Genomic DNA, 23,194 nt, shown 5'->3' with positions numbered 1-23,194 from the left:
CCGGGGGATTGCCGTTTTCCAACTCCACTGGTATAGGGTAGTGCCAGCGTTACATTTCACTCCCCCGCGCCGGCTCTGGTCAAGCACTGCACAGACCCAAAACGAACCCGGTGGCTGCATCCGGCCAGTATCGTATCCTGCGCGAGAGCTAAACCCCAGCCTACACCGTGGTGGTCGTCTCCGTGAGTTGCGTTTGATTAACGGGCTTGGGGCGTGAGGCCCACCGCCGCCGCCGGCAGCACGTGAGCTGAAAAAGAAGCCTGCAACGAGGCTTTTTCCGCTGGAAGCGTCGCTTACCCGAACAGTGTGCCGGACGCGCGGTTATCTTCACGCTCTCAAGTTGCCTCCCCGTATGCGTATTTGCTTTTTCCGCGCCGCTCTGCTGGCCGCTCTACTCACTCATTCACTCAGCTACTCATTCAGTGTCCAGGCCCAGGCTCCCAAAACCTATTCTTCGTCCGAAATCCTGCTGGGCCTCAAGAAGCTGAACGTGCTGGGCTCGGTCATGTACATTGCCGCTCACCCCGACGACGAAAACACCCGCCTGATTGCCTACATGGCCAACGGCCGCCTGCTGGAAACCGGCTACCTCAGCTGCACCCGCGGCGACGGAGGGCAGAACCTCATCGGCCCGGAGCTGCGCGAGCAGCTCGGCGTCATCCGCACCCAGGAGTTGCTAGCCGCCCGGCGCATTGACGGGGGCCGGCAGTTCTTCACCCGCGCCAATGACTTCGGCTTCAGCAAAACCCCCGAGGAAACCTTCACCATCTGGGACAAGGAGCAGGTGCTTTCCGACATGGTGTGGGTAATCCGGCAGCGCCGCCCCGATGTGCTCATCACCCGCTTTCCGCCCGACAGCCGCGCCGGCCACGGCCACCACACGGCCTCCGCCATCCTGGCCGCCGAGGCCTTCGAGGCCGCCGGCGACCCGAAACGCTTCCCCGAGCAGCTGAAATACGTGCAGCCCTGGAGCCCGAAGCGCCTGTTCTGGAACACCGGCTCCTTTTTCGTGAAGCCCGGCGAAAACATGGACGGCTACCTAAAGGTAGATGCCGGCGCCTTCAACCCCCTGCTAGGCCAGAGCTACGGCGAAATTGCCGCCCGCAGCCGCTCCCAGCACAAAAGCCAAGGCTTCGGCTCCGCGGCTCAGCGGGGCGAAGCCCTGGAGTACCTACAATACGTGAAAGGCGACAAGGCCAAGTCTGACCCCTTCGAGGGCATTGACCTGAGCTGGAACCGCGTGCCCGGCGGCGCGGCCGTGGGCAAGCTGATTGACGAGGTTATCCGGAAGTACGACCCCAGCAACCCCAGCGCCAGCGTGGCGGGGCTGCTGAAGGTGCGGGAGGAACTTCAGCGTCTTAGAATTAATAAACAAGATGGGTTTTGGCTGGAGGAAAAGATTCAAGCCACCTCACGGCTAATATTAGCCTGTTCTGGTGTTTACGCCGAAGCCGTGACGAAAGAACCAACATTCTCCAGTGGTACTGAAGCCCAAATAGATTATGAAGTTGTAAACCGTTCCGGGCTCCCAATAAGACTCAACAAAGTCATCGTTCAGAAGCCGTACTTCCCGGGCGACCCAGTGACTATAACCGCTGATGGACCGGAAAGTAATTCTGATCAAGCAGTGGAATTATCTTACAACAAACGGGCAACTGGTAAGGTAACAGTGGCTGGCCGGAATAACTTCCTCATTTCGCAACCCTATTGGTTACGCGAAAATGGTTCTGTTGGCATGTATAGGTTGTCGACTGGTGCTGAAGTTGGAGCTGCCGAAAACTCTGCGGTTGCTTCTGCTACTTTCTTCTTGTCAACCAATGGGACTAACGTCGAACTACTCACCGTTCCCGTTCAATACAAAAGCACCGATCCGGTAGAAGGGGAGAAGTACCGCCCGCTGGTGGTGGTGCCGCCCGTGGCGGTGAACATTGGCGGGCGTGCTTACGTCTTCGCCGACAACCAACCCAAAACGATTCCCGTGACTTTGCGCGCCGGTAAGGCGGGCGTGAAAGGCTCCGTGGCGCTGACCTTGCCGCAGGGCTGGAAGTCGGAGCCGGCCAGCTTCCCCTTCGACCTCGCCAGCAAAGACGCCGAGCAAACCGTGCAGTTCCGGGTGCAGCCCGGCGTGGGAGCCGCCGAGGGCCGCGCCGAGCTGCGGGCCGTGGCTACCGTGGACGGGCAGCCGTATTCGCGCGGCTACCAAGCCATCGAGTACAACCACATTCCCACCCAAGTGCTCTTCCCCGAAGCCGTAGCCCCGCTGGTCAAGCTGGACCTCAAGCGCAAGGGCCAGGAAATCGGCTACCTCATGGGGGCCGGCGACGAGGTGCCCGACGCCCTGCGCCAGATTGGCTACACCGTAACCCTGCTCAAGCCCGAAGACCTCACCGACCAGAACCTGCGCCGCTTTGATGCGGTAGTGTTAGGCGTGCGCGCCTACAATACCGTCGACCGGCTCAAAACTCTGCAACCCACGCTGCTGCGCTACGTGGAAAACGGCGGCAACCTGGTGGTGCAGTACGTGGTGAACCGTGGCACCGTCCTGCCCCAAATCGGGCCCTACCCACTCACGCTGTCCTCGGACCGGGTGACGGTGGAAAACGCGCCCGTCACGTTCCTGAACCGCCAACAGCCCCTGCTCAACTCGCCCAACAAAATCACGGCCCGGGACTTCGAGGGCTGGGTGCAGGAGCAGGGCCTGTACTACCCCAGCGCCTGGGACCCGAAGTACCAAACCGTGCTCAGCTCCGCTGACCCCGGCGAGAAAGCCAAGGAAAGCGCCATTCTCGTCGCCGATTACGGCAAGGGCCACTACATCTATACCGGCCTCTCCTTGTTCCGGGAGCTGCCCGCCGGCGTGCCCGGCGCCTACCGCCTGCTCACCAACATGGTGTCACTAGGGAAATAGGGCGTGAGGGGAGCGGGGTAGGAGAGTAGGCGTTATCTGTTTTACTGCAACGCCACAACCGGAGGTGACAAATCCTGGCCCTGGGCGGGAGCGAAGAACTTTCAGCAAAGATGACTTTATCGGTTCAACGGCACGAGAGGTCATTCGCTCCCGCCCGGGTGACAGGCCTACATGCCGGTTCCAAGCTAGCACGACCACGTATTTATCGTTCGAATGACTATCCGTTACTACCTGCGCCTAGCAGGGGCCGCGCTGCTGACTATTCCGGTTATCCTGCTGCTGCTGATTGAGTGGGTGGATGTCCCGCTGGCCACGTGGCTACACCAGTACGGCGAACCGGTACGGCCGTTTTTTAGCGCTGTAATGGTGGCAACTGATTACTTGTGGGGGCTTTTACATGTGCCTAGTCCGGTAGGGGTACCCTGGGCTTGGCTGTTGCTGCTCCTGCTTTTTGTACTGAGCTGGGCGCGGCGCTGGCCCCAGGCTACCATCTGGCTGGTTGTGTTCCTCTCAATGGTGGGAAGCGAAGGCCTGGGCAACTTCCTGAAAATCTACTTCAACCGCCCCCGGCCGGCTGCAATAGGGCTTCATGCTGCGCCCAACGCCGGTTTCTGGCAGCCGGTGGGCCGGTTCGATGCGTTTCCTTCGGGGCATACGGCCTGGGTGGCGGGGCTGCTGCTGCCGCTGGCGCTCCGGTTCCCGAGGCTGCGGCCCGTCCTGCTCGGGCTGATTGGGCTGGTAGCGGCCGGTCGGGTGGCCCTGGAATTTCACTGGCTCAGCGACGTGGTAGCGGCCGGGTGCCTAGGGCTGGTGCTTACCTGTGGCTTTGAAATCGGGACGTGGTGGCTGCGACCCAAAGCTGCCGGAGTTGCTGCGCTGAATGCCCGTTGAGTACGTATCTTTCGTTTTTCAATTTCCTGCTTTCCCCACCCGTGTCCTTGCCTTCCTCTGTTTCCGAACCGCAGCACCCTAAGCCCCCCGGCCTACCCTCGTGGCGCGCCTGGTACTGGCTGGTGCTGGCCGCCCTGGGGGCGGAAGTAGCCTTCTTTACCTACCTGACGCGGCTGTTTGCATGAGTGGACTGGACTGGCTGGTGCTGGGCGGCACGCTGTTGTTTATTGTGGGCTACGGCACCTGGCGCACGCGCCGGGCCGGCGACACCCTGGATGGCTACCTGCTCGGGGGGCGGCAGGCTTCGTGGTGGGGCATCGGGCTGAGCATCATGGCTACCCAAGCCTCCGCCATCACCTTTCTGAGTACGCCCGGCCAGGCTTACGACGACGGCATGCGCTTTATTCAGTTCTACTTTGGCCTGCCCGTGGCCATGGTGCTGATTGCCATTTTCGCGGTGCCCATCTACCACCGTCTGCGGGTGTTTACGGCCTACGAGTATCTGGAAGGTCGCTTTGATAGGCGCACGCGCACCTTCACGGCCCTGCTGTTTCTGGTGCAGCGCGGACTTAGCAATGGCCTTTCCCTGTACGCGCCAGCTTTGGTGCTGTCAGCCATTCTGGGCTGGAATATTCACCTCACGGTCTGGCTGCTGGGCATTGTCATGATTGCCTACACCGTGGCGGGTGGCACGCGGGCCGTCATGGTGACGCAGCAGGGGCAGGTAACGGTTATTTTCGTGGGCCTGCTGGTGGCGGGCTACCTGCTGGTGCATTACCTGCCCGCCGAAGTGGGCTTTGCCGATGCCCTGCGCCTGGCCGGTCACCAGGGTAAGCTGAACCTCGTCGATTTTCACTTCGACCCCAAGGACCGCTACAACTTCTGGTCGGGCATGACGGGCGGCTTGTTTCTGGCTCTCTCGTACTTCGGCACCGACCAAAGCCAGGTGCAGCGCTACCTCACGGGCCGCGACATTACCGAGAGCCGCCTGGGCTTGCTCATGAATGGCCTGCTCAAGATTCCGATGCAGTTCGGGATTCTGCTGCTGGGCGTGCTGCTGTTCGTGTTCTACCAGTTCAACCTGGCCCCGCTTACCTTCAACCGGCCCGTGTACATTCAGGTAGCCCACTCCGAGCAGTACGGCCCTGCCCTGCGCGAGCTGGAGCGGCAGCACGCTACCCTGTTTCAGGCCCGGCGCCAAGCCACCAGCGCGCTGGTAACGGCCCTGCAAGCCAACAACTCGGAGGCCGCCGCTGCGGCCCAAACCCACGTGCAGGCTACCCAGGCCGCCACCCAGGGCTTGCGCATCGAGGCTCAGGCCCTGCTGAAAAAGGCCGTGCCCTCCACCGAGGCCAAGGACACTGACTACGTATTTCTGACCTTCGTGCTGAATTACCTGCCCCGGGGGCTAGTAGGCTTGCTGATTGCTGTGGTGCTGAGCGCCGCCCTGGGCTCCGCCGCGGCCGGCCTTAATGCCCTGGCTTCCACTACGGTAGTTGACCTGTACAAACCCCGCCGCCCCGACCGCTCGGAAACGCACTACGTGGGCGCGTCCCGGCTGGCGGCAGTTTCGTGGGGCGTGTTGGGTATTGGTTTCGCCACCTTCGCCGCCCGCCTCGAAAACCTTATTCAAGCCGTAAACATCCTAGGTTCCTTGTTTTACGGCACCATCCTGGGGATTTTCATGGTGGCTTTTTTCCTGAAATCAGTGGGAAGCAAGGCGGTGTTCTGGTCGGCGGTGGTAGCGCAGCTGGTGGTGTTGGTGCTGTTTTTCACCACGGAAATCGGCTACCTCTGGTACAACATTCTCGGGTGCGGCGTAGTGGTGCTGGGCGGCTTGGTGTGGCCTCGCCAAACCGCTGCCCCGGCTAGCAGCACTCCGCATCCGGGGTAGGCTCAGTTTGCGCGCGCTGCCTGGTATGGCCGCACGGGTAATATGGTAAAGGCGCCTTCTGCCCACAAAAAAGCCCGCGACTTCAGGTGAAGTCGCGGGCTTTTTTGTGGGCAGAAGGCGCCAGTGATTAGAGTTTGCCAGCTTTCTTGGCTTCCATAATCAGGTCCTCGTTCATCTTCACGTAGTCAGCATTTTTAGCGTCGAGAGCCAGCTTTTTAGACTGCTCGGCGGCCGTGATGGTGCCTTTGTAATCCTTCATCTTCATGCGGATTTTAGCCTCGGTCAGTACGTTCCAGAACTTCGGGTCGGTGGCGTTGGCTTTCTGCATCCAGGCCAGGGCCTGCTTCAGATCTTTGTCGTTGTCGAGGTAGTACACGGCGGCAGCGGCCATGTCGCCGGTGCTGGGGTTGGCGTTCTTGATGACTTTCTCGTCAATCTGCGCCATCACCTTGGTTTCTACGTCGGTGGCAATTTTAAACTTGGCGCCGGTCAGCTCCCATTGCATGTCCAGGTTGGCAGTGGCGGGAGTGAGGTCGGTGAAGTTCATGGTGAAGGTTTCCACCTTGGAAGGCAGCTTGTAGGGCTTGATGGTGAAGCGAGCCACATCCTCATCATCCTTGAAGCCGTCTACATTGGCGCCCATCTTGGTGCTTTTGTTCAGCACTACAATCCACTCGGTTTTGCCGGGAATGGTGTAGATGCCGTACTCGCCGGCCGGCACCTTTTTGCCCTCTACCGTCACATCATCGGAGAATTTGATGCTGGTAGTGGCGTTAGCTCCGGTGCGCCACCGCTTGCTGAAGGGCACCAGGTTGCCGAAGGCCGCGCGGCCGCGCAGGTTGGGGCGGGAGTACACCAGCGTTACGTCGGTGAGGCCCACGCGCTGCTGAATGGTGCTTTTGGGGCTGGCGGCGGGCGTGCTGATCTGGGCCTGGGCGGCGCTGGCCAGCAGCAGGCCGCTTACCAGCAGCGTGGCGCTCAGGGAGCGGGAAGAAGACGTTAGAAAAGTCGAGGTTGACATGGCAAAAACGGCAAGTGAGAGAGAATGGATTCCGGAGTAAAAATAGCTAAAACTGGCACATAGCTCAGAAATTTAGCCAAGTGCTAATTTCGGCGGTTTGCATTACACGCGCTGGAGCGCAATCTGGTGCCGGGCTAGCAGCTGCTCTATATCGGCCGGGGTAGCCGGGGCTTGCAGGCGGCGCAAATCAAGGTAGTAGCAGGCAGCTTCCGAGGGGTAGAGCAGCAGCCAGTTAGGCTGCACCCATACCGCCCGCTTAACGCGGGACCAAGAGCTAGTAAAGGTGCCCTGGTTACTACACCCCCGAACTTCCGCAAGGCTCAGCGTAAAGTCAACTGGCTCCTGAGCAGCCGGGTTGCGGCTGTACCCCCGGCGCAACTGGTAGCGCACCAGCGCCAGCCGAAACGCAGCGTATAGGCCGGCCACCGTTAAAAACGCCACCGTCGACCAGTTCTGAATGCGGCCCAACTCCCGCACCTCCAGCCCCACGCTCAAGGCCAGCAACGCTATGGCCGCGACCAGAATCCACTGGGCCCGCCGCGTAGCCGGCCGGGCCCGCCACAGCCGGAAGTTCACGGTCACGTAGTCCTCCGCCGTCATCCGAACGTTGGGCAGGACCAGGGCAGGCAAGTTGGTGGAGGCGGCAGCTGGCATAACCCTGCGAAAGTAGCTTACACCACGGCAACTTCCTGATGCGGTAGGGCATGAAAAAGGGTGAAGTCCTGCTTCGCCCTTTTAAACCACACTTATTTAAATAAACACGGGCCTAGGTCAGCTCAAACTGCAGTTTCAGCAGGTTGGCGTAGAGGCCGTTTTCGCTGTGGGCTAGTTCCTCGTGGGTGCCTTGCTCTACGATGCGGCCACCGTCGATAACCAGGATTTTATCCACTTTACGGATGGTGCTGAGGCGGTGGGCAATGATGATGCTGGTGCGGTTCTGCATCAGCTCATCCATGGCCTGCTGCACCAGCTTTTCTGACTCGCTGTCGAGGGAGGAAGTGGCTTCGTCGAGGATGAGGATGGCGGGGTTTTTCAGGATGGCGCGGGCAATGGCAATGCGCTGGCGCTGCCCCCCGGACAGCTTGATGCCCCGCTCGCCCACCAGCGTGTCCAGGCCCTCGGGGAAGGAGCTGATGAACTGCCAGGCGTTGGCCTTGCGGGCGGCCTGCACAATTTCCTCGTCGGTGGCGGTAATTTTGCCGTAGGCAATGTTTTCACGGATGGAGCCCCCGAACAGGATGGTTTCCTGGGGCACAATACCAATGTGGCGGCGCAGCTCCGTGAGGTCATACTGCCCAATGTCGCGCCCGTCAACCACAATGCTACCCCCGCTCAGCTCATAGAACTGCATCAGCAGCTGCACAATGGTCGATTTGCCCGCCCCCGAGGGGCCTACCAGCGCAATCTTCTCGCCGGCCTGAATTGCAAAACTGATGTCCTGAAGAACAGGCAGGTCGGGGCGGGTAGGGTAGCTGAAGGCGACGTGCCGGTACTCAATGTTGCCGTGTACTTGCAGGGGTAGGGCGCCGGGCTGGTGGGTTGGCTCGGTGGGCTCGTCCAGGATTTCCAGGATGCGCTCCGAGGCGCCCAGGGTGCTTTGCACTTTGCCGTACAGCTCGCCCAGGCCAGCCACCGAGGCCCCGATAAACATGGTGTACAAGGCAAACTGCGTTAGGTCGCCGATGGTCATCTGGCCGGCTTGCACCAGGGTAGCAGCCCGCCACAGCACCAGCACAATGCCGCCGAACAGGCCAATAATCACGAAGGACACAAAGCCGCCGCGGTAGAGGTTGCTTTTCAGGGCGGCCCGCACGGTGTTGGTGAGCGAGGCAGTGTAGCGGCCCGTTTCGAACTGTTCGTTGGTAAACGCCTTCACCGTATTGATGCCCTGCAAGGTTTCCTCCACAATGACGTTGGTTTTGGCCAACTCGTCCTGGGTGGTCTTGGCTAACACTCGGATCTTCTTGCCAAACACCATGGCCAGCACCACAATGGGCGGAAACGTCAGGAGCATAAACAAGGACAGCTTCACCGATACCACCATGATAAACACGATGCCCGCCAGCAGCGTCATCACCTGCCGAAACAGCTCGGCCAGGGTCAGGGAAAACGAGTCCTGAATGATGCCAACATCGGAGGTAATGCGCGAGGTAATGGCGCCCACCCGGTGTTTCTCGAAGTAAGGAATGGGTAGGGAGACGAACTTCTGGTAGAGCGCCTGCCGAATATCACGCACCGTAAACTCGCTCACCTGCGTGAAAAACCAGATGCGACCGAAGGAAAACAACCCCTGCAACAGAATAAGAACCGCGAAGCCCAGGGCAATCTGGTTGATGGTAACCACCGTGCCATTGGGTAACACCAGGGGGTGGCCGCTGGCCGCATCAGCTAGCTTGCCAATCAGCCAGGGGAAGGCCATGGTGCTGGCGCTGGACAGGGTCAGGAGTACCGTGCCGATGCTGAACTTGGCGCGGTAGGGTAGGGTGAAGCGAAAAATCCGCAGCCCCTGCTGGAAGCTTTGCTTGGTTAGTTTCTTTTTGGGCAGTTCCGAATTCACATCGGTACCACTACTGTTGAGTCCACTTCGGGCCATTGTGTGTTAGAAGTAAGAACGGAGAAGTGAGAACGGAGAAGGGCTCGGGAACTGCCGGAACGCTTCTGAGTTCTCACTTCTCAGCTCTTATGTCGGTAAGAATCAATCAATTATTCAAATTTTGGTTTGCCCTGCTCTACTTTAAGCCCCTCGGAGTTGCCGAACGGGATGGGCAGGCGCACCTGGGTAGGAATAGCCTGGCCCTTGCGGGTAGCCGGCTTCCAGGAAGGCATCTGGCCCAGCACCCGCAGCGCCTCCGTGTCGCACTCCGGCGAGAGGGGCTGCACTACGGAGGGGTTGGTCAGGTGTCCGTCGGCTTCCACAGTGAAGGTCATGACCACGTTGCCGCTGATTTGCTTGACGCTGGCCGCTTCCGGATACTTTAAATTCTGCTGGAAAAACGTGTTTAAGCCCTGGGCACCGCCCGGAAACTGCGGGGGCGCGTCGGGCCGGTTGGGGGCTGGCTTGGCCTGGGCCTGCATCCGGCCCGGCTTTAGCTCAATCGGCTGCTTGGCGATGCTTGAGCCGGCCGTGGTTTGCTGCGCCTGCGCCGCCCCGGCGGTGAAAGCTACAAGCAGAAAGAGGAAGAACAGATGTTTCATAGGGTTGGTTGGGTAGGTCGTAGCGTAGTAGGAAAGTCAAGCCCTAGCACAGCATGTAGAGGCGCAGCCGAAACACCTTGCTTACTCAACGTCAGCCTCAGACGATATGCTGTGGCTGCGTCTTTGCATGACGCTCAACAAACTCTTACAACAGGCAAAGGTACGTTCCCTTAACAACCCCTATGCAACAGGGTTCAATTCCAGATTGCGGGCGCGCGAAATTGCTAGCAGGCCTAGGAAGGTAAGGAATCCGTTCAGAATCAGAATCTCAAACCCAAACTCGTAGCCCCACCAGGTTTTAGAGTTGGCGTTAATGAACCAGGTGAGCAGGGGCGCCACCACGCACACGGGCAGCACCAGCTTATCGTGCAGGCCCCGGCTGGTGAAAATGCCAAAGGAATAGAGCCCCAGCAGTGGCCCGTAGGTGTAGCCAGCGGCCTTGAACACGGAGGTAATCACGCTCTGGTCGTTGATGGCCCGGAAAATCAGGATAATCACGATGAGGACCAGTGAGAACCCGAAGTGAGTAGCCTGACGGATGCGCTTCTGCTGGGCCTCCGGGTACTTGCTGATTACCAGCATGTCTACGCAGAAGGAGGTAGTAAGCGCCGTCAGGGCGGAGTCGGCGGAGGCGTAGGTGACGGCAATGATGCCCAGGATAAACACGATGCCCGCAAACAGCGAGAAGTGGTTGGTGGCCAGCAGCGGAAACACATTGTCGCCGATGACTTTGCCGGTAGTCGGGTTGGTAGGCAGACTGATGCCTTTGGCGGCCGCAAACTGGTAAAGCAGCACGCCCAGCGACAGGAAAAACACGTTCACCAGCACAATGGCAATGGTAAACCAGAACATGTTTTTCTGGGCGTCCTGCAGGTTGCGGCAGCTCAGGTTTTTCTGCATCAAATCCTGGTCGAGGCCGGTCATGACAATCGTGATAAAGGCCCCTGAGGCAAACTGCTTCCAGAAAAACTTGTCGTCCTTGGGGTCAGAGAAGTACACCTGCGACATGGCACTTTCCTTTACCGTTTTCACCAGCCCGGCAAAGCCCAGATTCAGCTCGTCGGCCATCAGGTAAATGCTCACGGCCACGCACACAAGCATGGCCATTGTCTGGAAGGTATCGGTCCAGAGAATGGTTTTAAGGCCTCCCCGGAAGGTGTAGAGGTAGATCAGAAAGATGCTGACCGACACGGTCACGGCAAACGGCACGCCCAGCTGGTCGAACACGGCAAATTGCAACACGCCTGCCACCAGAAACAGCCGAAATGCGGCCCCCACCGCCCGGGAAATCAGAAAGAACAGCGCCCCGGTTTTGTAGCTCCAGAAGCCGAACCGTTGCTCCAAATACGTGTAGATGCTCACCAGCCGCATGCGGTAGTAGAGCGGCATGAGTACTGTGCCAATGACCACGTAGCCAACGGTATAGCCCAGCACCACGGCCATGTAGCTCCAGCTCTGGGAGGCCACCATGCCCGGAATCGAAATAAACGTAACGCCCGAAAGCGAGGTGCCAATCATAGCAAACGCCACCATGTACCAGGGGGCGTTGCGGTTGGCAATAAAAAACGATTCGCTGGTGGCCTTCCGGGAGGTGAGGTAGGCAATGATGATGAGGACCACGAAGTAGCCCGCAATCAGGCTCAGCACAAGGGTAGGGGACATTCGTTAGTTGTCAGTTATTGGTTTGCCAGTTGTCAGGCGAAGCGTGGACAGCTGACCCAATCAAAAATAAAACGGTATCAAAGCTACCAACTAGTCACCAACAATCGGCCAGTTACGGCTAACTGTTGCTCGTTAACCCGAAACCCGCCTAACTCCGCTACGCTCGGCCCAAGGGGCTTACTCAGGCAATCCGGAGCCCGCCTGGCCTGTCTACCACGACTTGACAACCGACGACCACCAGCCCGCAGCCACTGCCTACTCCCACTCCGCCCAGCGCAGGACCTCGCCCACGGCCGGCACGTGCAACTCGCCCCGCAGCATCTGGCCGTGGGCTACCATTTGCAGCTCCCGGATGGGCTCGGAGGCCGGCTCATCGGAGAGGTCGAAGGTGCCGTAGTGCATGGGCACGACATGGCCGGCCCGCAGCAGGTTGGCCGCTTTAGCCGCCTCGTGGGGGTTCACGTGGCTCATCTGCATCATATAGGGCGGTTTGTAGGCTCCAATGGGCAGCAGCACAATATCCAGGGGGCCAAACTGCTTTTCGATTTCCTCGAAATGGCCGGCCAGGGAAGTATCGCCCATAAAGTAGATGGTGCGGCCGTCGGGTAGGCGCAGCAGGAAGGAGCCCCACAGCACCCGGTTCATATCGAATAAGCCGCGGCGGTGCCAGTGCGAAGCGGGCAGGTAAAACAGCTCAAACGGCGCCTCGGGCCCCAAATCGAACTGCTGCCACCAGCCGGCTTCCTGCACGGGTAGGCTGCGGGCCATACCCCGAACCAGCCGGCCCATACCCAGGGGCCCAAACGCCCGCAACTGCGGATTCTGCCGGGCCAGCTGCTTGATGGATTTCTCGTCCAGATGGTCGCGGTGGCCGTGGCTGAGCAGCAGGTAGTCGAGGCCCGTGAGGTCCTCGGGCCGGCAGGGCAGAGGGTGGCGGTGGCGCAGCCCCAGGGACGAAAACAGCACCGGGTCGAAGAGCAGAGTTTTGCCGGCTACGCGCAGCAGAAACGAGGCGTGCCCCAGCCACACTAGGCCGTCTTCCTGACTTTTCAGAAAAGCCGTGCAGTCTACTACGTCGGGTACCCAGGTATCGGCCTTCTTTTCCTCCTTCTGCGGATTTTCGCTTAGCTGCCACCGAATGACGGTGCCGAAGTTAGGCTCGTACAGCTCCTCTCCGTTGCAGTATTCGGCTCCAATCATCTTGTTGCCGGGGTAGCCCTTCCTGATGATGGGTAGCTGGGGGTTACTGACGAAGTGGGGAGTGGGGGCCATAAGGCGCGGCAGAAAAGAAGCGGTAAAAATCGGTCAAAGAAACGCTAAAAAGCCGTCATCCTGAGCGGGAGCGAAGGACCTTATTACGTTAGCCCGGTAATCGTACGAACGACTTGCGCTAACGTGATAAGGTCCTTTACTCCCGCTCAGGATGACAGAGGTTTACGGTCGGAATGTTAAAATCCGGAAGGTGCGCCCGTGCCGTACAGCGGCGAGTAGGCTCCCGGGTAAGCCGTAGCCCCGTTGCTGACGCGCACCCCACCCGAAACGGAAAAGTTTTCGGTGATGTGGTAGTCGGCGCGCAGATTAACGCCGGAGCCCAGGTTGCCGCCGAAGCCCGCGTACGGATTCACCGGCAAGCCGGCACTAGGCGAAAGGTCCTTCCAGGCGGAACCCGTGAGTAGCAGCCGCGGCGACAAGGCGTACTGTCCGCCGCCCTGAATAAGGTAGCGGTTCTGAGCGGCGGCCAGGCGGTTGCCTTCGCCAAAAGCCGCATAAGCCGTGCCCGGCATGGTGCGCAGGAAAATAACGCCCCCGAACACGGACAAGCGCGGCGTAACCGGCACCGATACGGTTGGGCTGAGGTAAGTAGCCGAACCGTAACGGCCCGCAAACATGGCGCCGGCGTTCAGGCTGTAGGAAGGCCGCAGCCCCAGGCGCGGCGCTGGCGCCTGGGGCTGAACCTGTGCCTGCGCGGCCCCGGTCAGAAGGGCGCCAAAAGTCAGAAGGGAGAGGAAACGAAGCATAGCGAGGCGGCCGGAGCCGTTGGGTGAACCGGCAACTAAGGTACGAAACGCCGGGCGGCCGGTCAGCGTGCCCGGATCCGAAAAAACAGCCAACTTCGCCGGCAAGTTATTGTCAAGGTTATGTCTGAATTTCAATCCTACCAGCGCTTTCCGAACGTGGAAGTGGCGCAGCCCCTGCTTCAGCTGCTGCACCAGCATAATATTCCCTACGAAACCAAGCTCGACCAGCCCCGCATCGATCCGTCGTTTGCCTTTAATCCCACTAATTCCTACTTCGTGGTGCAGCTGCGGCCCGAGGATTTCGATATTGCGCGCACCCTGGAGCTGGACGCCAACGACGCCCTAACGGTCAGCGCCGCCCCCGACCACTACCTGTTCAGCTTCTCCGACGAGGAACTGCTCGACGTGCTACTCAAGCCTGATGAGTGGAACAGCTTCGACGTGGCCCTGGCCCGCCGCATCTTGCGCCAGCGCGGCCACGACGTGAGTCCGGCCCTGACGGAGCGCCTGCGCCAGCAGCGCCTCCAGGACTTGGCCCGGCCCGAACCGCCGCAAAAGGCCTGGATTCTGTTTGGTTATGCCATGGCCTTGCTGGGCGGCATTGTGGCCGTGTTCATTGGCTGGCACTTGTATTCACACAAAAAGCAGCTACCCAACGGCCAGCAGGTGCTAGCCTTCCAGCCCCGCGACCGGGCCCACGGCCTCCGCATTGTGGTGTTGGGCGGCGTGTGCTTTTTGCTGGCCCTGGCATCCCGGTTTCTCCTGGGTAGCTAACAATGGCAGAAACGTCTAGCATCTTTGGTCGAATAATAGTGTAAAACTTGTACTTTGAGCCGAGTAACTGCATTATCCTAACCTTTCATTTTAACTGCTTCCATGGAAGAATTTGTACCCCAAGAGCAACAAGACGCTCAGCCTACCCTGCGCATCAGTGCCGAAGATGCGGCCCGGATTCAGGGCGCTTTTATGCAGCAAGTGTACGGCTGGATGGCCGGTGCCCTGGCCCTAACCGGCGGCGTTGCTATGCTGGTAGCTTCTTCGGAGCTGGCGCTGGAATTTATTTTCAGCCACATCGGCGTTTTTCTGGGCTTGTTCCTGGTGGAGGTGCTGCTGGTGAGCTTTCTTGCCCGCAAAGCCCTGGAGTGGTCGGTGGGAGTTACCTCGGGCGTGTTTATGGCCTATGCGGTAGTAAGCGGCGTGACACTGAGCGTGATTTTCATGGCCTACACCATGGGCTCCATTGCCTCCACTTTCTTTATCACGGCCGGCACGTTCGGCGTCATGAGTCTCTACGGCTACTTCACCCGCACCGACCTTTCCCGCTGGGGCAATATCCTGATGATGGGGCTGGTTGGGCTGATTCTGGCCTCCGTGGTAAACTTGTTTCTGCACAGTGAGGTGCTTTACTGGGTGGCTACCTTCGTCGGCGTCATCGTCTTCGTGGCCCTCATTGCCTACGATACTCAAAAGCTGAAAATGCTGGCCTTCATGGGCCTGGAAGACGAAGCCACCGACCGCAAAGCAGCCGTGCTGGGTGCCCTCATCCTCTACCTCGATTTCATTAACCTGTTCCTGCTGCTACTCCGCATTTTTGGCCGTCGGCGATAGTTGTGAGGTAGTGAGGGGGGGAGCCTCGGCAGCTGCCCGCTCACCTTTTGCCTTGTATACCGAAATAGAACAAGCCCCTACTCTCAGCGCGAGGGTAGGGGCTTGTTCGGTGTAGTCCGCGGCAGATACCGGCGGCTAATTGCCAGGCGCTGGTTACTTGGCTTTGCTAGCTAGCCAGGCCGCCCGGAATTTTTTCTGGGCCTTGGACAGCGGCCGGCCCGCCTGCTCGAATGGTACTACCTCCAGGTCGGAGTTTTCCTGGAGGGTAATGGGTAGGGTCCGCACCCCGTCCCGGGCCCGCACTTCCGCCTGTATCACGTCGCCGGGCTTGTGGGTGGAGAGGAAGGTCTGCACCGTTTTGGCATTGGTGGGCTTCTGGCCGTCCAGCTTCACTACCACATCCTCCCGGTCGAGGCCCGCCAGGTAGCAGGGGCTGCCCAGCAGCGTAGTGCCCAGCGTGGCGCTGCTGTCAGGGTTGAACTGTAAGCGCGCCTCGAAGCTAGCCTGCCCGGCGTGGGCCCGGCGCACCAGCAAGCCGGCCGGGGCCAGCAGCGCATCGTAGTTGGGCAACGCATGCCCCGTGATGTGCTGGCGGAAGAACTGGCCGGCAAAGGTGGTATCCTTGGTTACTTCGCCTAGCACCCGCTGGAGGTCGCGCAGGGTGTAGGGCTTGGCCGGGGCGTAGTTCTGCTGAGCGCCGTGCTGCTGCCACAACGTGCGCATGTACGTGTCAAGGTCGGTCTTGAAACGCTGCCGGAGCTCCAGATCCAGCGCCAGCGCGTTGCCCGCCCCAATGTAGTAGTAGCTCAAATAGGTATTCGATCGGTTGCTGGGGTCAATGGCGGCGGCGGCATCCACGAAAGGGGCCTGCTGGCTCATCTGCACCGGGGAGTAGCGCTTAGGTCCGGGCATGGTCAGCATGGCATCCACAATACCGCTGAGGGCCTCCTGGCAGTACTGCTCATCGGTGTACACGCCGGCCCGGCGCAACAGCAGCTCGCCGTAGTACTGGGTAAACCCTTCAGCAAACCACAGGTTGCTGCTCATGTTGGCCCGCTGAAAATCAAACGGCTCCAGGTCCTGCGGGCGGAGGCGCTCCACGTTCCAGCTGTGGAAAAACTCGTGCGACACGGTGCCCAGGTTGTCCAGAGCGCCCGGGCCGCGCAGGGGGCGGTTGCTGGTAAGGCTAGTAGAGTTGCGGTGCTCCATGCCGTCGGAGCTGGTCTGGGGCAGGTAGTTGGCCACGAAGGTGTAGCGCCCAAAATCGTACTCCGGCAAGCCCCCGAAGATGGCGGCGGCTTCTTTTACTACCTTCTTGGTTTGGGCTACGTAGGCGTCCAACTCGGCCGGCGTGCCTTCGTGTAGCACCTGCATTTCAATGGTTTTACCCTGTTCCTGCCAGGAGCGAACCTGCTGGGCTCCCAGGGAGGTAGGCGAGTCCATGAGGTATTGCAGGTTGGGAGCCATCCAGACCTCGTTGGCCGCATTGGGCCGCAGCTGGGAGGCCACCGTCCAGCCCTGAGGAAGGGCAAACGTCACCTGGGCCGGGCGTTGCTCCAGCCCCTGCGCGTAGGCCAGGGTAGCCGGTATGTTCAGGTGGGCGTGGCGGGCATCAATGCCGGCGTAGGTACCGTCGGTCCGGTCGCCGAACAAGGTATAGGTGAAAATCACCGTGCCATCGTGCCCGGCTACGGTCCAGCCGTAAGGGTCGGGGCGGCTTACAGTCAGGGTGTTGCCCTTGGAGTCGGTGGCCTGCACGTCGTACACATTCTTGGCGAATTCGTGGAGGGCGTAGCGGCCGGGCGAAGAGCGGGCCATGCGCACTTGCAGGGGGCCGGCGGGTAATTCCTGAAACGTAGCAATGATGCGGGCTTCGTGGTGCACCGCATTCGGGAAAGCAAGTTTGTACTGAACCGGAGCCTGGGCCTGAACCTGAATCGGTTGGCTGAACGCTAGGGGCAGGGCCAGCAGCCACAGCGCGGCGGATTTCCGCATGATCATACGCAAAGAAATAGAGGAGGAGAAAGGAACTGCTAACCTAACAGGTCTTGGCCAGAGCTGAGAAAGTTATTTATCAGAATCCAGCAAGGTCAGCCTTGAAATACCAGGTAACCAGGCTACTCCTCGTTTTGCAAGGAGCGGCTACCGCCAGACGCTGGCCGCTACCATGCCGCCAAAAAACTGACCCGCGGGAGTAGAAACACGCCCCAGCCGGGCTAGCTCGTCCTCAATTGGCGGGCGGCGGCGGGCCCTAATGCCAGTGGTAAGCCCGAAAAACCAGTACATCAGCGTAAGCAACACGTGCTGCCACCACGTCCGAGGTCGGGCAAAGTCGGCCAGCAACCACCGGCCGCCGGGAGTCAGCAAGCTGCCTAGCCGCTCCGTGATGCTACGAAGGCGGACGGGTTCAAATAAATCGAGAAAAAAGAACGTAACGACGGCATCGAAGCAAGAACTTGGCGGCAGGCTGGCTTCAGTGCCCAGCCGGAACTCAATTTGGCCGAGGTGCTGGGGCAGGTGCCGTCGGGCCCAGGCCTTGCTGCGGGCCAGCATACGCGCTGATGCCTCCACGTACACCACCCGCGCCTTGGGCTGCAGCCTTAGCACCTGACCCAGCACCCAGCCCGTGCCCCCGCCGATAATAAGCACGTGGGGCAAACCGTCGGGTAGGCCGGTATAGAGCGCTGCCTGCTGGGCCCGTTGCAGGCTCCGGCCATACACCAACCGGGCCAGCGGGTCGTAGAAGGAAGCCACGAAATCAAAACCTGAATCAGGCAGGTAAGGCATGCACAAAGCTAGCTGCCAATTCGGGTAGCAAAGCGGAGCTGGCCGCCAAACCAGCGCTGACTTCGTATGTAAGGGCTATGACTAGTCATTTGCGCCGGTTGCTGGCCGGCATTACCTTGTTTCTGACGGAATTTGCCATTACCCTGGCCCTAGGTACGCTGGGCGTCGTCATTTTTCTGGCCCTGGGCCGGGAAGTGTTCGACCAGGACGCCGCTACCTTCGACGCGCAGGCGTTCCGCTGGTCGCGGCAGGTGTTGGGGGCCGAGCGCCAGCAGTGGGTAGAAGGCGTGACGTTTCTGGCCTCCCGCAACTTTATTTCCGGGGCCGCCAGCTTGCTCATCAACTGGTTTCTGCTGGTGCAGCGCCACCGGTGGTATTCCCTGCTGATACCGGTGGTTGCCCTGGGCAGCATCACGCTGAACTTGGTGCTCAAGCAGCTTTACCAGCGGCCCCGTCCGCTACTGCCGCTCACCTCGGCCTCGGGCCTGAGCTTTCCCAGCGGGCACGCCATGATATCAGCCTCCTTCTACGGCCTGCTCATATACCTGGTCTGGACGCACGTGCGCCGGCCGGCTTGGCGCTACGCCTTGGTAGTGGCACTGCTGGCCCTGATTCTGCTCATTGGCCTGACGCGCGTGTACTTGCGGGTGCACTACGCTACCGATGTACTGGCGGGCTTCACGGCCGGGGCGGCCTGGCTGGTAGTGGCCATTCCACTGCTGAAAAAGGTGGAAACGATAGTAAAAAAGCAATTCAAAAATCGGTTGCAATCAGCTGAAAAACAGCCTACATAGAGCAGAATCGAAATATTTGAGCAGATATTTTTCGGGTTTTTTTGTAGAAAAGCTTGACACACGTCAAAAAAGCCTCCTATCTTTGCAGCATCAAATGACCCCCACACGGGCAGTCAAATGATAAAAGTGCTGCGCTTGTGGCGAAATTGGTAGACGCGCTGTCTTCAGGCGGCAGTTCCGAAAGGTGTGAGAGTTCGAGTCTCTCCGAGCGCACGAAAGCCGATCCAGTAATGGGTCGGCTTTTTTGTTTTAGCCTTTCTCAGCTTCTGGCCGCAGCTAATCGGGTTTTGGTTTGCGTACTTTCAGGCAGCTTGCTACCTCAGTGCTTTATGAAGTTCCTACCTACTCGGCTCGTTGCGCTTTTTGGCTTCCTGACGGTTGAGGTGGCGGTAGTCGGGGGCGTGTTTTTGGGGGCAGCCCTCCTGTTTTTCTACATGACCCGCGTCGTGTTCGTTGCACACTCAGTGCAGTTTGATGAGTGGGCTTTCCAGCAGATGGATGCCCTACGCGCGGCCAAACCCACGCTGACGCCGCTGGTAGCGGGCCTCACCTTCTTTGCCTCCCTGCCGTTTCTGGTGACGGCCGGAATCGGTATTCCGGTTGCGCTACGCCTGCGCGGGCACCGCCGGGAAGGACTGGAAATATTGTTGGCCGTAGCCGGAGCGGCCCTGTTCAATCAGCTCCTGAAAACGCACTTCCAGCGCGTTCGGCCCAGTTCGGCCTTGGTGTTTCAGCAGGGCCTGAGCTTTCCCAGCGGCCACGCCATGATTGGGCTAGCCTTGTACGGCTGCCTGGCCTGGCTGCTGTGGCGGCACCGTCGTCACCCCGTCTGGGCGGTTCTGCTCCTGCTGTTCGCCATCCTCATCGGCCTGACGCGCGTGTACCTGCATGTGCACTACGCCACCGACGTGGCCGCCGGTTTCGCGGCTGGTCTGCTCTGGCTTATCCTGTTGCGCACCGCCCTGCGGCTCTGGTGGCGGGAAGAAGCGAAGTTGTGATGTAGTGAGTTACTACATGCTGACATGGCGAGCAAGGCGCGGCTACCCTTCCCCTCCGCAGTGCTACCCCCTGAAATGCAACAAGCCCTTACCTCCGTGCTGGAAGTAAGGGCTTGTTACTTTGTAGCGCTAGGTACAGAAGCAAGAAAAGATGGCGTCGGATCTGCCTTGTCCTGGCAGTACTAACCACTCACTTAATCACTGAATCGCCAACTCATAGTTTTACCTGCACCCGCAGGGCTAGTAGGCCCTTTACGCCTTGCAGTTCCTCCAGTTCCAGATGCTCTACTTCGGGCTCCAGCATGCCCCGGTCCTGGAGGTAATCGATGTATTCCACATACTCGTCGGCTTCGCGCTGCTGAGAGTACACCAAGGCAATTTTCCCGGGTTGGGTTAGCCGCTCGCCGGTACCCTGGATGGTGGCCTTATCGATGCGCTTCTTGATGATTTCGTAGCGAATGTTATAGGCCCCGTCCACATCAAATTGGCGCTCATCCTGGCGGAAGCGGATGCTCAGGGGCTGGCTATGAATGAGGATAAGCTGGGTGGTTTCCAGCGGCACGGGTAAGGTAGGCTTGAGCGCGGCGGTGCGGCGGGTAATTTCAACCATAACCAGCAGCTGCCACAGGCGCAGGTTTTTCAGGAAAACTAAGTCAAAGGGCTTATTTTCTACCAGAGAAGCGCCCACGTAAATGTTGTGCTCCACGCCATCGGTTTTAAACCGCTGGAAGTAGTGCGGGAACATGGCCTGAGCCTTGGCATCTTCCTCATCCAGGTAGCTGCTAACGGCGTCGTTGAGCAGGGTAGTGGTTTCCTCGAAGGCCTTGCGCCGCTTATAAAGGATGCCCAACTCGGGGTCAATGTTAGACCAATACTGAGTGATAATGGGCCGCAACTCCGCGTTGTTCTGGCTCAGGTACTCGAACAAGGGCTCTACTTCCGTTCTGAGCGACTCGAAAATACTTACTTCGTCGCCCGTCAGGATGCCCTGGCGCAGGCGGCGCAGGTTTTTGTTAACGTAAAACTTCAGCTCGTCGAGGATGGGTAGCTGCTGAAACTCGGAGGCCTTCTTCAGCACTTTTCCGGCCAGGGTGAGGTGCTCAATCAAGTCGCCCTGAATGGCCTCATTCCGGGCCGTGCTGCTGCCGCGGATGTCACTGGAACCGTGGAGCGGGTATACATCATGAAACACGATGTCCTCCATTTCAGCGCCTTTGTTGCCGTCCTCCAGCTTTTGAAGCAGATTTTGGGCCGCATCCGTGAAGCGCCATTCCATGGTGGGGTGAATGGCCGTGAACTTCTCCTTGATAATGGCCTGCACCCGGGTCTGGATGTCCTCGGCGTTGCGCTTTACCGCCACCGCAAACAAGGGCACAAACTGGTTCACGTTTTCCAGGCTGAACTCGTTCAGGTCGCTTACGTTGGGCGAGCCCAGCTCCAGCAGCCCCACAATATCGTCGCCGTAGGGCAGCAGGGCCAGAATGGCGGAGCGGATGCCCAGGCTCAGAATCTGCTGGCGCAAGTCTTCCGGAATGTCGGCTTGCTCCACGTCTTCCAGCACCAGGGGCTGGCGGTCGGCCCAGAGGCGGCTATAAATCTGGCGGAAGCCAGAGCCGGCGTCGGGGCTGTGGAGCTGCTTGGTCAGGAAGCTGTGGTTGATTTTGCGGCCGAAATCCACGAAAGCTCGTTTCTTTTCGTCATAGGCCGCTATGCCCAACTGCAAAAACGGCCGTCCGAACAGCACCCGCAGCTTTTCCTGAATCTGCTCCAGCCGGTCGGAGGCCTGCAGCACGTCCCGCTCCAGCAGGTCGTATTTCAGCTCCGAGAGAATTTCCTGCTCCGTCACATCCACCAGGTGCAGAATGTTGAAGCCGACCAGCTCAAAGTGCTCCGGCGGTAGCATCTGCTGCCATAAATCGGCGCGGTGGGGGTTGCGGGCCAGCTGGTCGAGCTGCTGCGGAGTCAGCTCCGGCTTATCGCCGTGTACCCGAATCTGGACGAAAGTAGAGTTAAATTCTACCCCGTAGTGGCGGTAGAGGCCAATGCTGTAGTCGGGCACGGTAAAGATGATGGTGCCCTGCAAGGGTAGGTGCACCCCATATACCTTCTCCAAAATAAGCTGATAGGCCATGCGGGTGGTGTACACCTCCAGCGTGCGCATATCAATATTCAGGGGCTGCTTAATGGATTTGGACGGGTTCAGCAAGACCTCCGCAAAGCGCGGAGTATGGTAAAAGCTGTGGCGCTGAAACGGCGCAATGGCGCCGGCAATGTCCGTATCGAAGGAAGCGGGCGGAAATACGGCCAGCATCAGTGCCTCCACCAAGTCGCAGTTGCACTCCAGCAGCTTCAGGTCCGTGATGTTGCCACGCGACCAGTCGGCGCTAGCTACCTGCTCGCTCACGGCCCGGGCCAGCATGGCTACCCCTACGTTCTGAGATTCCTCGCCGGCGCGCCAGTAATCAATCAGCGGCTCCAGGCTGAGCGTGGTTTTAAACGGAAAAGTAGGCGTGACGGCCGCAGTAGGTTCTTTCAGCATAATACACAACGGCGCTATTCCCGGGCTACTGAACAGGTACGGCAGAGAAATAACGCTGCCGGTTATACGGCTGTTGCGGCCGGTTGGTCGTGCTCAGGCTGGCCGAACACTATTAGAATTATCAATAGGAAGTTGAATAGCTTCCGGCGGTTACTGCGGAGCCTACATGTGGCTACCGGCGGGTAAGCACAATGGGAATTAATTGATTGTTGGCAGCCGGGTCCGTCAGGTAGAATTGCTGGCTAACGCCCTTGTTATCGGTTGTTACTACCCGCTTGCCCGTGTTCAGGTAGCAAGTGCAGCAGCCATCGGCCTGGTAGTCTGTGGTCAGCTCAACCTGGTTTATCTGATACCGATAAATAGGAACCGCCCGCCGGCTTTTGGCCAGGTACAGGGTATAGGTGTACTGGTCGAGCTTGCGGTTGCCAACCTGGCTGAAAGGAGTGGCGTTGTTGATGACCAAGGGTTGGGTTAACACTGCAACGGAGTCAGTGCCGCGGGCAATGAAGGTAGTGTCAGCGCGGGGCTGCTGTTTCGGGTCTCGCGGCACCCGGGTTACAAACACGGTGTCGATATCAGCAGCGCGAAAGCCCGCAACGGGGTCCGACGAAAACCGGAACCCAATGGCGTCGGCGTAGGCATCCTCGCACTCACAGGATACGGAGCCGCAGCAGGCCGCTACCAGCACGGTAGTAGCCACAAGCAATAACCAGGTAACAAAACAACGCAGCATAGAGCGTAAAGATAGTGGGCCGCCCTTGAGCCACCCACGGCCGCCAGCGGAAAGGTGGCGCCACGGCCCCCTCCAACAGGAAAATAAGCCGGTCGGCCCAGGCCAACCGGCTTATCTAACGGCAGCGCAGCCCAGATATTGGCTGC

The 23,194-nt window shown here is 59.5% G+C and carries 19 protein-coding genes and 1 tRNA gene; 9 read left to right on the top strand and 11 right to left on the bottom strand.

The genetic code is table 11. The features are described from left to right. Window positions 1-352: 352 nt before the first annotated feature. The 4 genes from IEW18_RS05620 to IEW18_RS05605 all read left to right on the top strand — a co-directional run bounded on the left by IEW18_RS05620 (window position 353) and on the right by IEW18_RS05605 (window position 5,693). Entirely contained in the window at window positions 353-2,908 is a 2,556-nt protein-coding gene (locus IEW18_RS05620; RefSeq protein ID WP_188556835.1) for a PIG-L family deacetylase, read from the top strand. A 213-nt stretch (window positions 2,909-3,121) separates the two neighbouring features. Beyond that, window positions 3,122-3,799, top strand: a complete 678-nt coding sequence (locus IEW18_RS05615) for a phosphatase PAP2 family protein (protein WP_188556834.1) — start codon at window positions 3,122-3,124, stop codon at window positions 3,797-3,799. A gap of 41 nt (window positions 3,800-3,840) precedes the next feature. After that, the gene (locus tag IEW18_RS05610; RefSeq protein WP_188556833.1) at window positions 3,841-3,984 is read left to right on the top strand and encodes a hypothetical protein; all 144 of its coding nucleotides are present in this window, start codon (window positions 3,841-3,843) and stop codon (window positions 3,982-3,984) included. After that, window positions 3,981-5,693 carry a sodium:solute symporter family protein gene (locus IEW18_RS05605; protein ID WP_188556832.1) on the top strand — a complete coding sequence of 571 codons (1,713 nt, stop codon included), beginning with the start codon at window positions 3,981-3,983 and terminating at the stop codon, window positions 5,691-5,693. The genes IEW18_RS05610 and IEW18_RS05605 overlap by 4 nt, the downstream gene beginning before the upstream one ends. Window positions 5,694-5,820: 127 nt before the next feature. Here IEW18_RS05605 and IEW18_RS05600 read toward each other — a convergent pair whose 3' ends face one another. The 7 genes from IEW18_RS05600 to IEW18_RS05570 form a co-directional block, all read right to left on the bottom strand. Further along, window positions 5,821-6,714, bottom strand: a complete 894-nt coding sequence (locus IEW18_RS05600; RefSeq protein WP_188556831.1) for a DUF2911 domain-containing protein — start codon at window positions 6,712-6,714, stop codon at window positions 5,821-5,823. A gap of 102 nt (window positions 6,715-6,816) precedes the next feature. Beyond that, window positions 6,817-7,368, bottom strand: a complete 552-nt coding sequence (locus IEW18_RS05595) for a hypothetical protein (RefSeq protein ID WP_188556830.1) — start codon at window positions 7,366-7,368, stop codon at window positions 6,817-6,819. A gap of 112 nt (window positions 7,369-7,480) precedes the next feature. Next, complete coding sequence (locus IEW18_RS05590; RefSeq protein WP_188556829.1) at window positions 7,481-9,307, bottom strand: ABC transporter ATP-binding protein; 1,827 nt, start codon at window positions 9,305-9,307, stop codon at window positions 7,481-7,483. A gap of 110 nt (window positions 9,308-9,417) precedes the next feature. Continuing rightward, window positions 9,418-9,909, bottom strand: coding sequence for an energy transducer TonB (locus tag IEW18_RS05585; protein ID WP_188556828.1), 492 nt, complete (start codon window positions 9,907-9,909; stop codon window positions 9,418-9,420). Window positions 9,910-10,089: 180 nt separating this feature from the next. Next, on the bottom strand, window positions 10,090-11,571 hold the full coding sequence (locus IEW18_RS05580) for a sodium:solute symporter (RefSeq protein ID WP_188556827.1): 1,482 nt from the start codon (window positions 11,569-11,571) through the stop codon (window positions 10,090-10,092). Window positions 11,572-11,826: 255 nt separating this feature from the next. Beyond that, entirely contained in the window at window positions 11,827-12,843 is a 1,017-nt protein-coding gene (locus IEW18_RS05575) for an MBL fold metallo-hydrolase (RefSeq protein WP_188556826.1), read from the bottom strand. 176 nt (window positions 12,844-13,019) lie between these two features. Then, window positions 13,020-13,589 (bottom strand): hypothetical protein, encoded by a 570-nt coding sequence (locus IEW18_RS05570; protein WP_188556825.1) that lies wholly within the window; start codon window positions 13,587-13,589, stop codon window positions 13,020-13,022. 120 nt (window positions 13,590-13,709) lie between these two features. Between IEW18_RS05570 and IEW18_RS05565 the strand changes: the two genes are divergently transcribed. After that, a complete protein-coding gene (locus IEW18_RS05565) occupies window positions 13,710-14,363 on the top strand; it encodes a hypothetical protein (protein ID WP_188556824.1) in 654 nt (217 codons plus the stop codon). A gap of 102 nt (window positions 14,364-14,465) precedes the next feature. Beyond that, entirely contained in the window at window positions 14,466-15,197 is a 732-nt protein-coding gene (locus IEW18_RS05560) for a Bax inhibitor-1/YccA family protein (RefSeq protein WP_188556823.1), read from the top strand. Window positions 15,198-15,350: 153 nt separating this feature from the next. Here the strand turns inward: IEW18_RS05560 and IEW18_RS05555 are convergent, their stop codons facing one another. Beyond that, the gene (locus tag IEW18_RS05555; protein ID WP_229728607.1) at window positions 15,351-17,198 is read right to left on the bottom strand and encodes a M61 family metallopeptidase; all 1,848 of its coding nucleotides are present in this window, start codon (window positions 17,196-17,198) and stop codon (window positions 15,351-15,353) included. Window positions 17,199-17,339: 141 nt separating this feature from the next. Continuing rightward, window positions 17,340-17,984, bottom strand: a complete 645-nt coding sequence (locus tag IEW18_RS05550) for a class I SAM-dependent methyltransferase (RefSeq protein ID WP_188556821.1) — start codon at window positions 17,982-17,984, stop codon at window positions 17,340-17,342. A 77-nt stretch (window positions 17,985-18,061) separates the two neighbouring features. Between IEW18_RS05550 and IEW18_RS05545 the strand changes: the two genes are divergently transcribed. The 3 genes from IEW18_RS05545 (at window position 18,062) to IEW18_RS05535 (ending at window position 19,776) form a co-directional block, all read left to right on the top strand. Next, on the top strand, window positions 18,062-18,778 hold the full coding sequence (locus IEW18_RS05545) for a phosphatase PAP2 family protein (protein ID WP_188556820.1): 717 nt from the start codon (window positions 18,062-18,064) through the stop codon (window positions 18,776-18,778). A gap of 131 nt (window positions 18,779-18,909) precedes the next feature. After that, a tRNA-Leu gene (locus tag IEW18_RS05540) sits at window positions 18,910-18,991 on the top strand. Window positions 18,992-19,107: 116 nt separating this feature from the next. After that, window positions 19,108-19,776: a phosphatase PAP2 family protein gene (locus tag IEW18_RS05535; RefSeq protein ID WP_188556819.1), complete on the top strand. Its 669-nt coding sequence runs from the start codon at window positions 19,108-19,110 to the stop codon at window positions 19,774-19,776. A gap of 214 nt (window positions 19,777-19,990) precedes the next feature. Here IEW18_RS05535 and IEW18_RS05530 read toward each other — a convergent pair whose 3' ends face one another. Next, on the bottom strand, window positions 19,991-22,315 hold the full coding sequence (locus IEW18_RS05530) for a GAF domain-containing protein (RefSeq protein WP_188556818.1): 2,325 nt from the start codon (window positions 22,313-22,315) through the stop codon (window positions 19,991-19,993). Between the two features lie 172 nt (window positions 22,316-22,487). Beyond that, window positions 22,488-23,048 carry a hypothetical protein gene (locus tag IEW18_RS05525; RefSeq protein ID WP_188556817.1) on the bottom strand — a complete coding sequence of 187 codons (561 nt, stop codon included), beginning with the start codon at window positions 23,046-23,048 and terminating at the stop codon, window positions 22,488-22,490. Window positions 23,049-23,194: the final 146 nt, after the last annotated feature.

It is taken from the genome of Hymenobacter glacieicola (genome assembly GCF_014640315.1).
Taxonomy (GTDB): domain Bacteria; phylum Bacteroidota; class Bacteroidia; order Cytophagales; family Hymenobacteraceae; genus Hymenobacter; species Hymenobacter glacieicola.
Note: the sequence above shows the minus strand (reverse complement) of the source record. Positions and strands in the feature narration are given on the sequence as shown.

Excerpts from the sequence above, each read along its gene's own strand:
- IEW18_RS05560 (WP_188556823.1), top strand. The coding sequence starts at position 14,466 with ATGGAAGAATTTGTACCCCAAGAGCAACAAGACGCTCAGCCTACCCTG.
- IEW18_RS05550 (WP_188556821.1), bottom strand. The coding sequence starts at position 17,984 with ATGCCTTACCTGCCTGATTCAGGTTTTGATTTCGTGGCTTCCTTCTAC.
- IEW18_RS05615 (WP_188556834.1), top strand. The coding sequence starts at position 3,122 with ATGACTATCCGTTACTACCTGCGCCTAGCAGGGGCCGCGCTGCTGACT.
- IEW18_RS05580 (WP_188556827.1), bottom strand. The coding sequence starts at position 11,571 with ATGTCCCCTACCCTTGTGCTGAGCCTGATTGCGGGCTACTTCGTGGTC.
- IEW18_RS05565 (WP_188556824.1), top strand. The coding sequence starts at position 13,710 with ATGTCTGAATTTCAATCCTACCAGCGCTTTCCGAACGTGGAAGTGGCG.
- IEW18_RS05530 (WP_188556818.1), bottom strand. The coding sequence starts at position 22,315 with ATGCTGAAAGAACCTACTGCGGCCGTCACGCCTACTTTTCCGTTTAAA.
- IEW18_RS05585 (WP_188556828.1), bottom strand. The coding sequence starts at position 9,909 with ATGAAACATCTGTTCTTCCTCTTTCTGCTTGTAGCTTTCACCGCCGGG.
- IEW18_RS05595 (WP_188556830.1), bottom strand. The coding sequence starts at position 7,368 with ATGCCAGCTGCCGCCTCCACCAACTTGCCTGCCCTGGTCCTGCCCAAC.
- IEW18_RS05620 (WP_188556835.1), top strand. The coding sequence starts at position 353 with ATGCGTATTTGCTTTTTCCGCGCCGCTCTGCTGGCCGCTCTACTCACT.
- IEW18_RS05535 (WP_188556819.1), top strand. The coding sequence starts at position 19,108 with ATGAAGTTCCTACCTACTCGGCTCGTTGCGCTTTTTGGCTTCCTGACG.
- IEW18_RS05600 (WP_188556831.1), bottom strand. The coding sequence starts at position 6,714 with ATGTCAACCTCGACTTTTCTAACGTCTTCTTCCCGCTCCCTGAGCGCC.
- IEW18_RS05590 (WP_188556829.1), bottom strand. The coding sequence starts at position 9,307 with ATGGCCCGAAGTGGACTCAACAGTAGTGGTACCGATGTGAATTCGGAA.
- IEW18_RS05545 (WP_188556820.1), top strand. The coding sequence starts at position 18,062 with ATGACTAGTCATTTGCGCCGGTTGCTGGCCGGCATTACCTTGTTTCTG.
- IEW18_RS05570 (WP_188556825.1), bottom strand. The coding sequence starts at position 13,589 with ATGCTTCGTTTCCTCTCCCTTCTGACTTTTGGCGCCCTTCTGACCGGG.
- IEW18_RS05555 (WP_229728607.1), bottom strand. The coding sequence starts at position 17,198 with ATGATCATGCGGAAATCCGCCGCGCTGTGGCTGCTGGCCCTGCCCCTA.
- IEW18_RS05575 (WP_188556826.1), bottom strand. The coding sequence starts at position 12,843 with ATGGCCCCCACTCCCCACTTCGTCAGTAACCCCCAGCTACCCATCATC.
- IEW18_RS05525 (WP_188556817.1), bottom strand. The coding sequence starts at position 23,048 with ATGCTGCGTTGTTTTGTTACCTGGTTATTGCTTGTGGCTACTACCGTG.
- IEW18_RS05605 (WP_188556832.1), top strand. The coding sequence starts at position 3,981 with ATGAGTGGACTGGACTGGCTGGTGCTGGGCGGCACGCTGTTGTTTATT.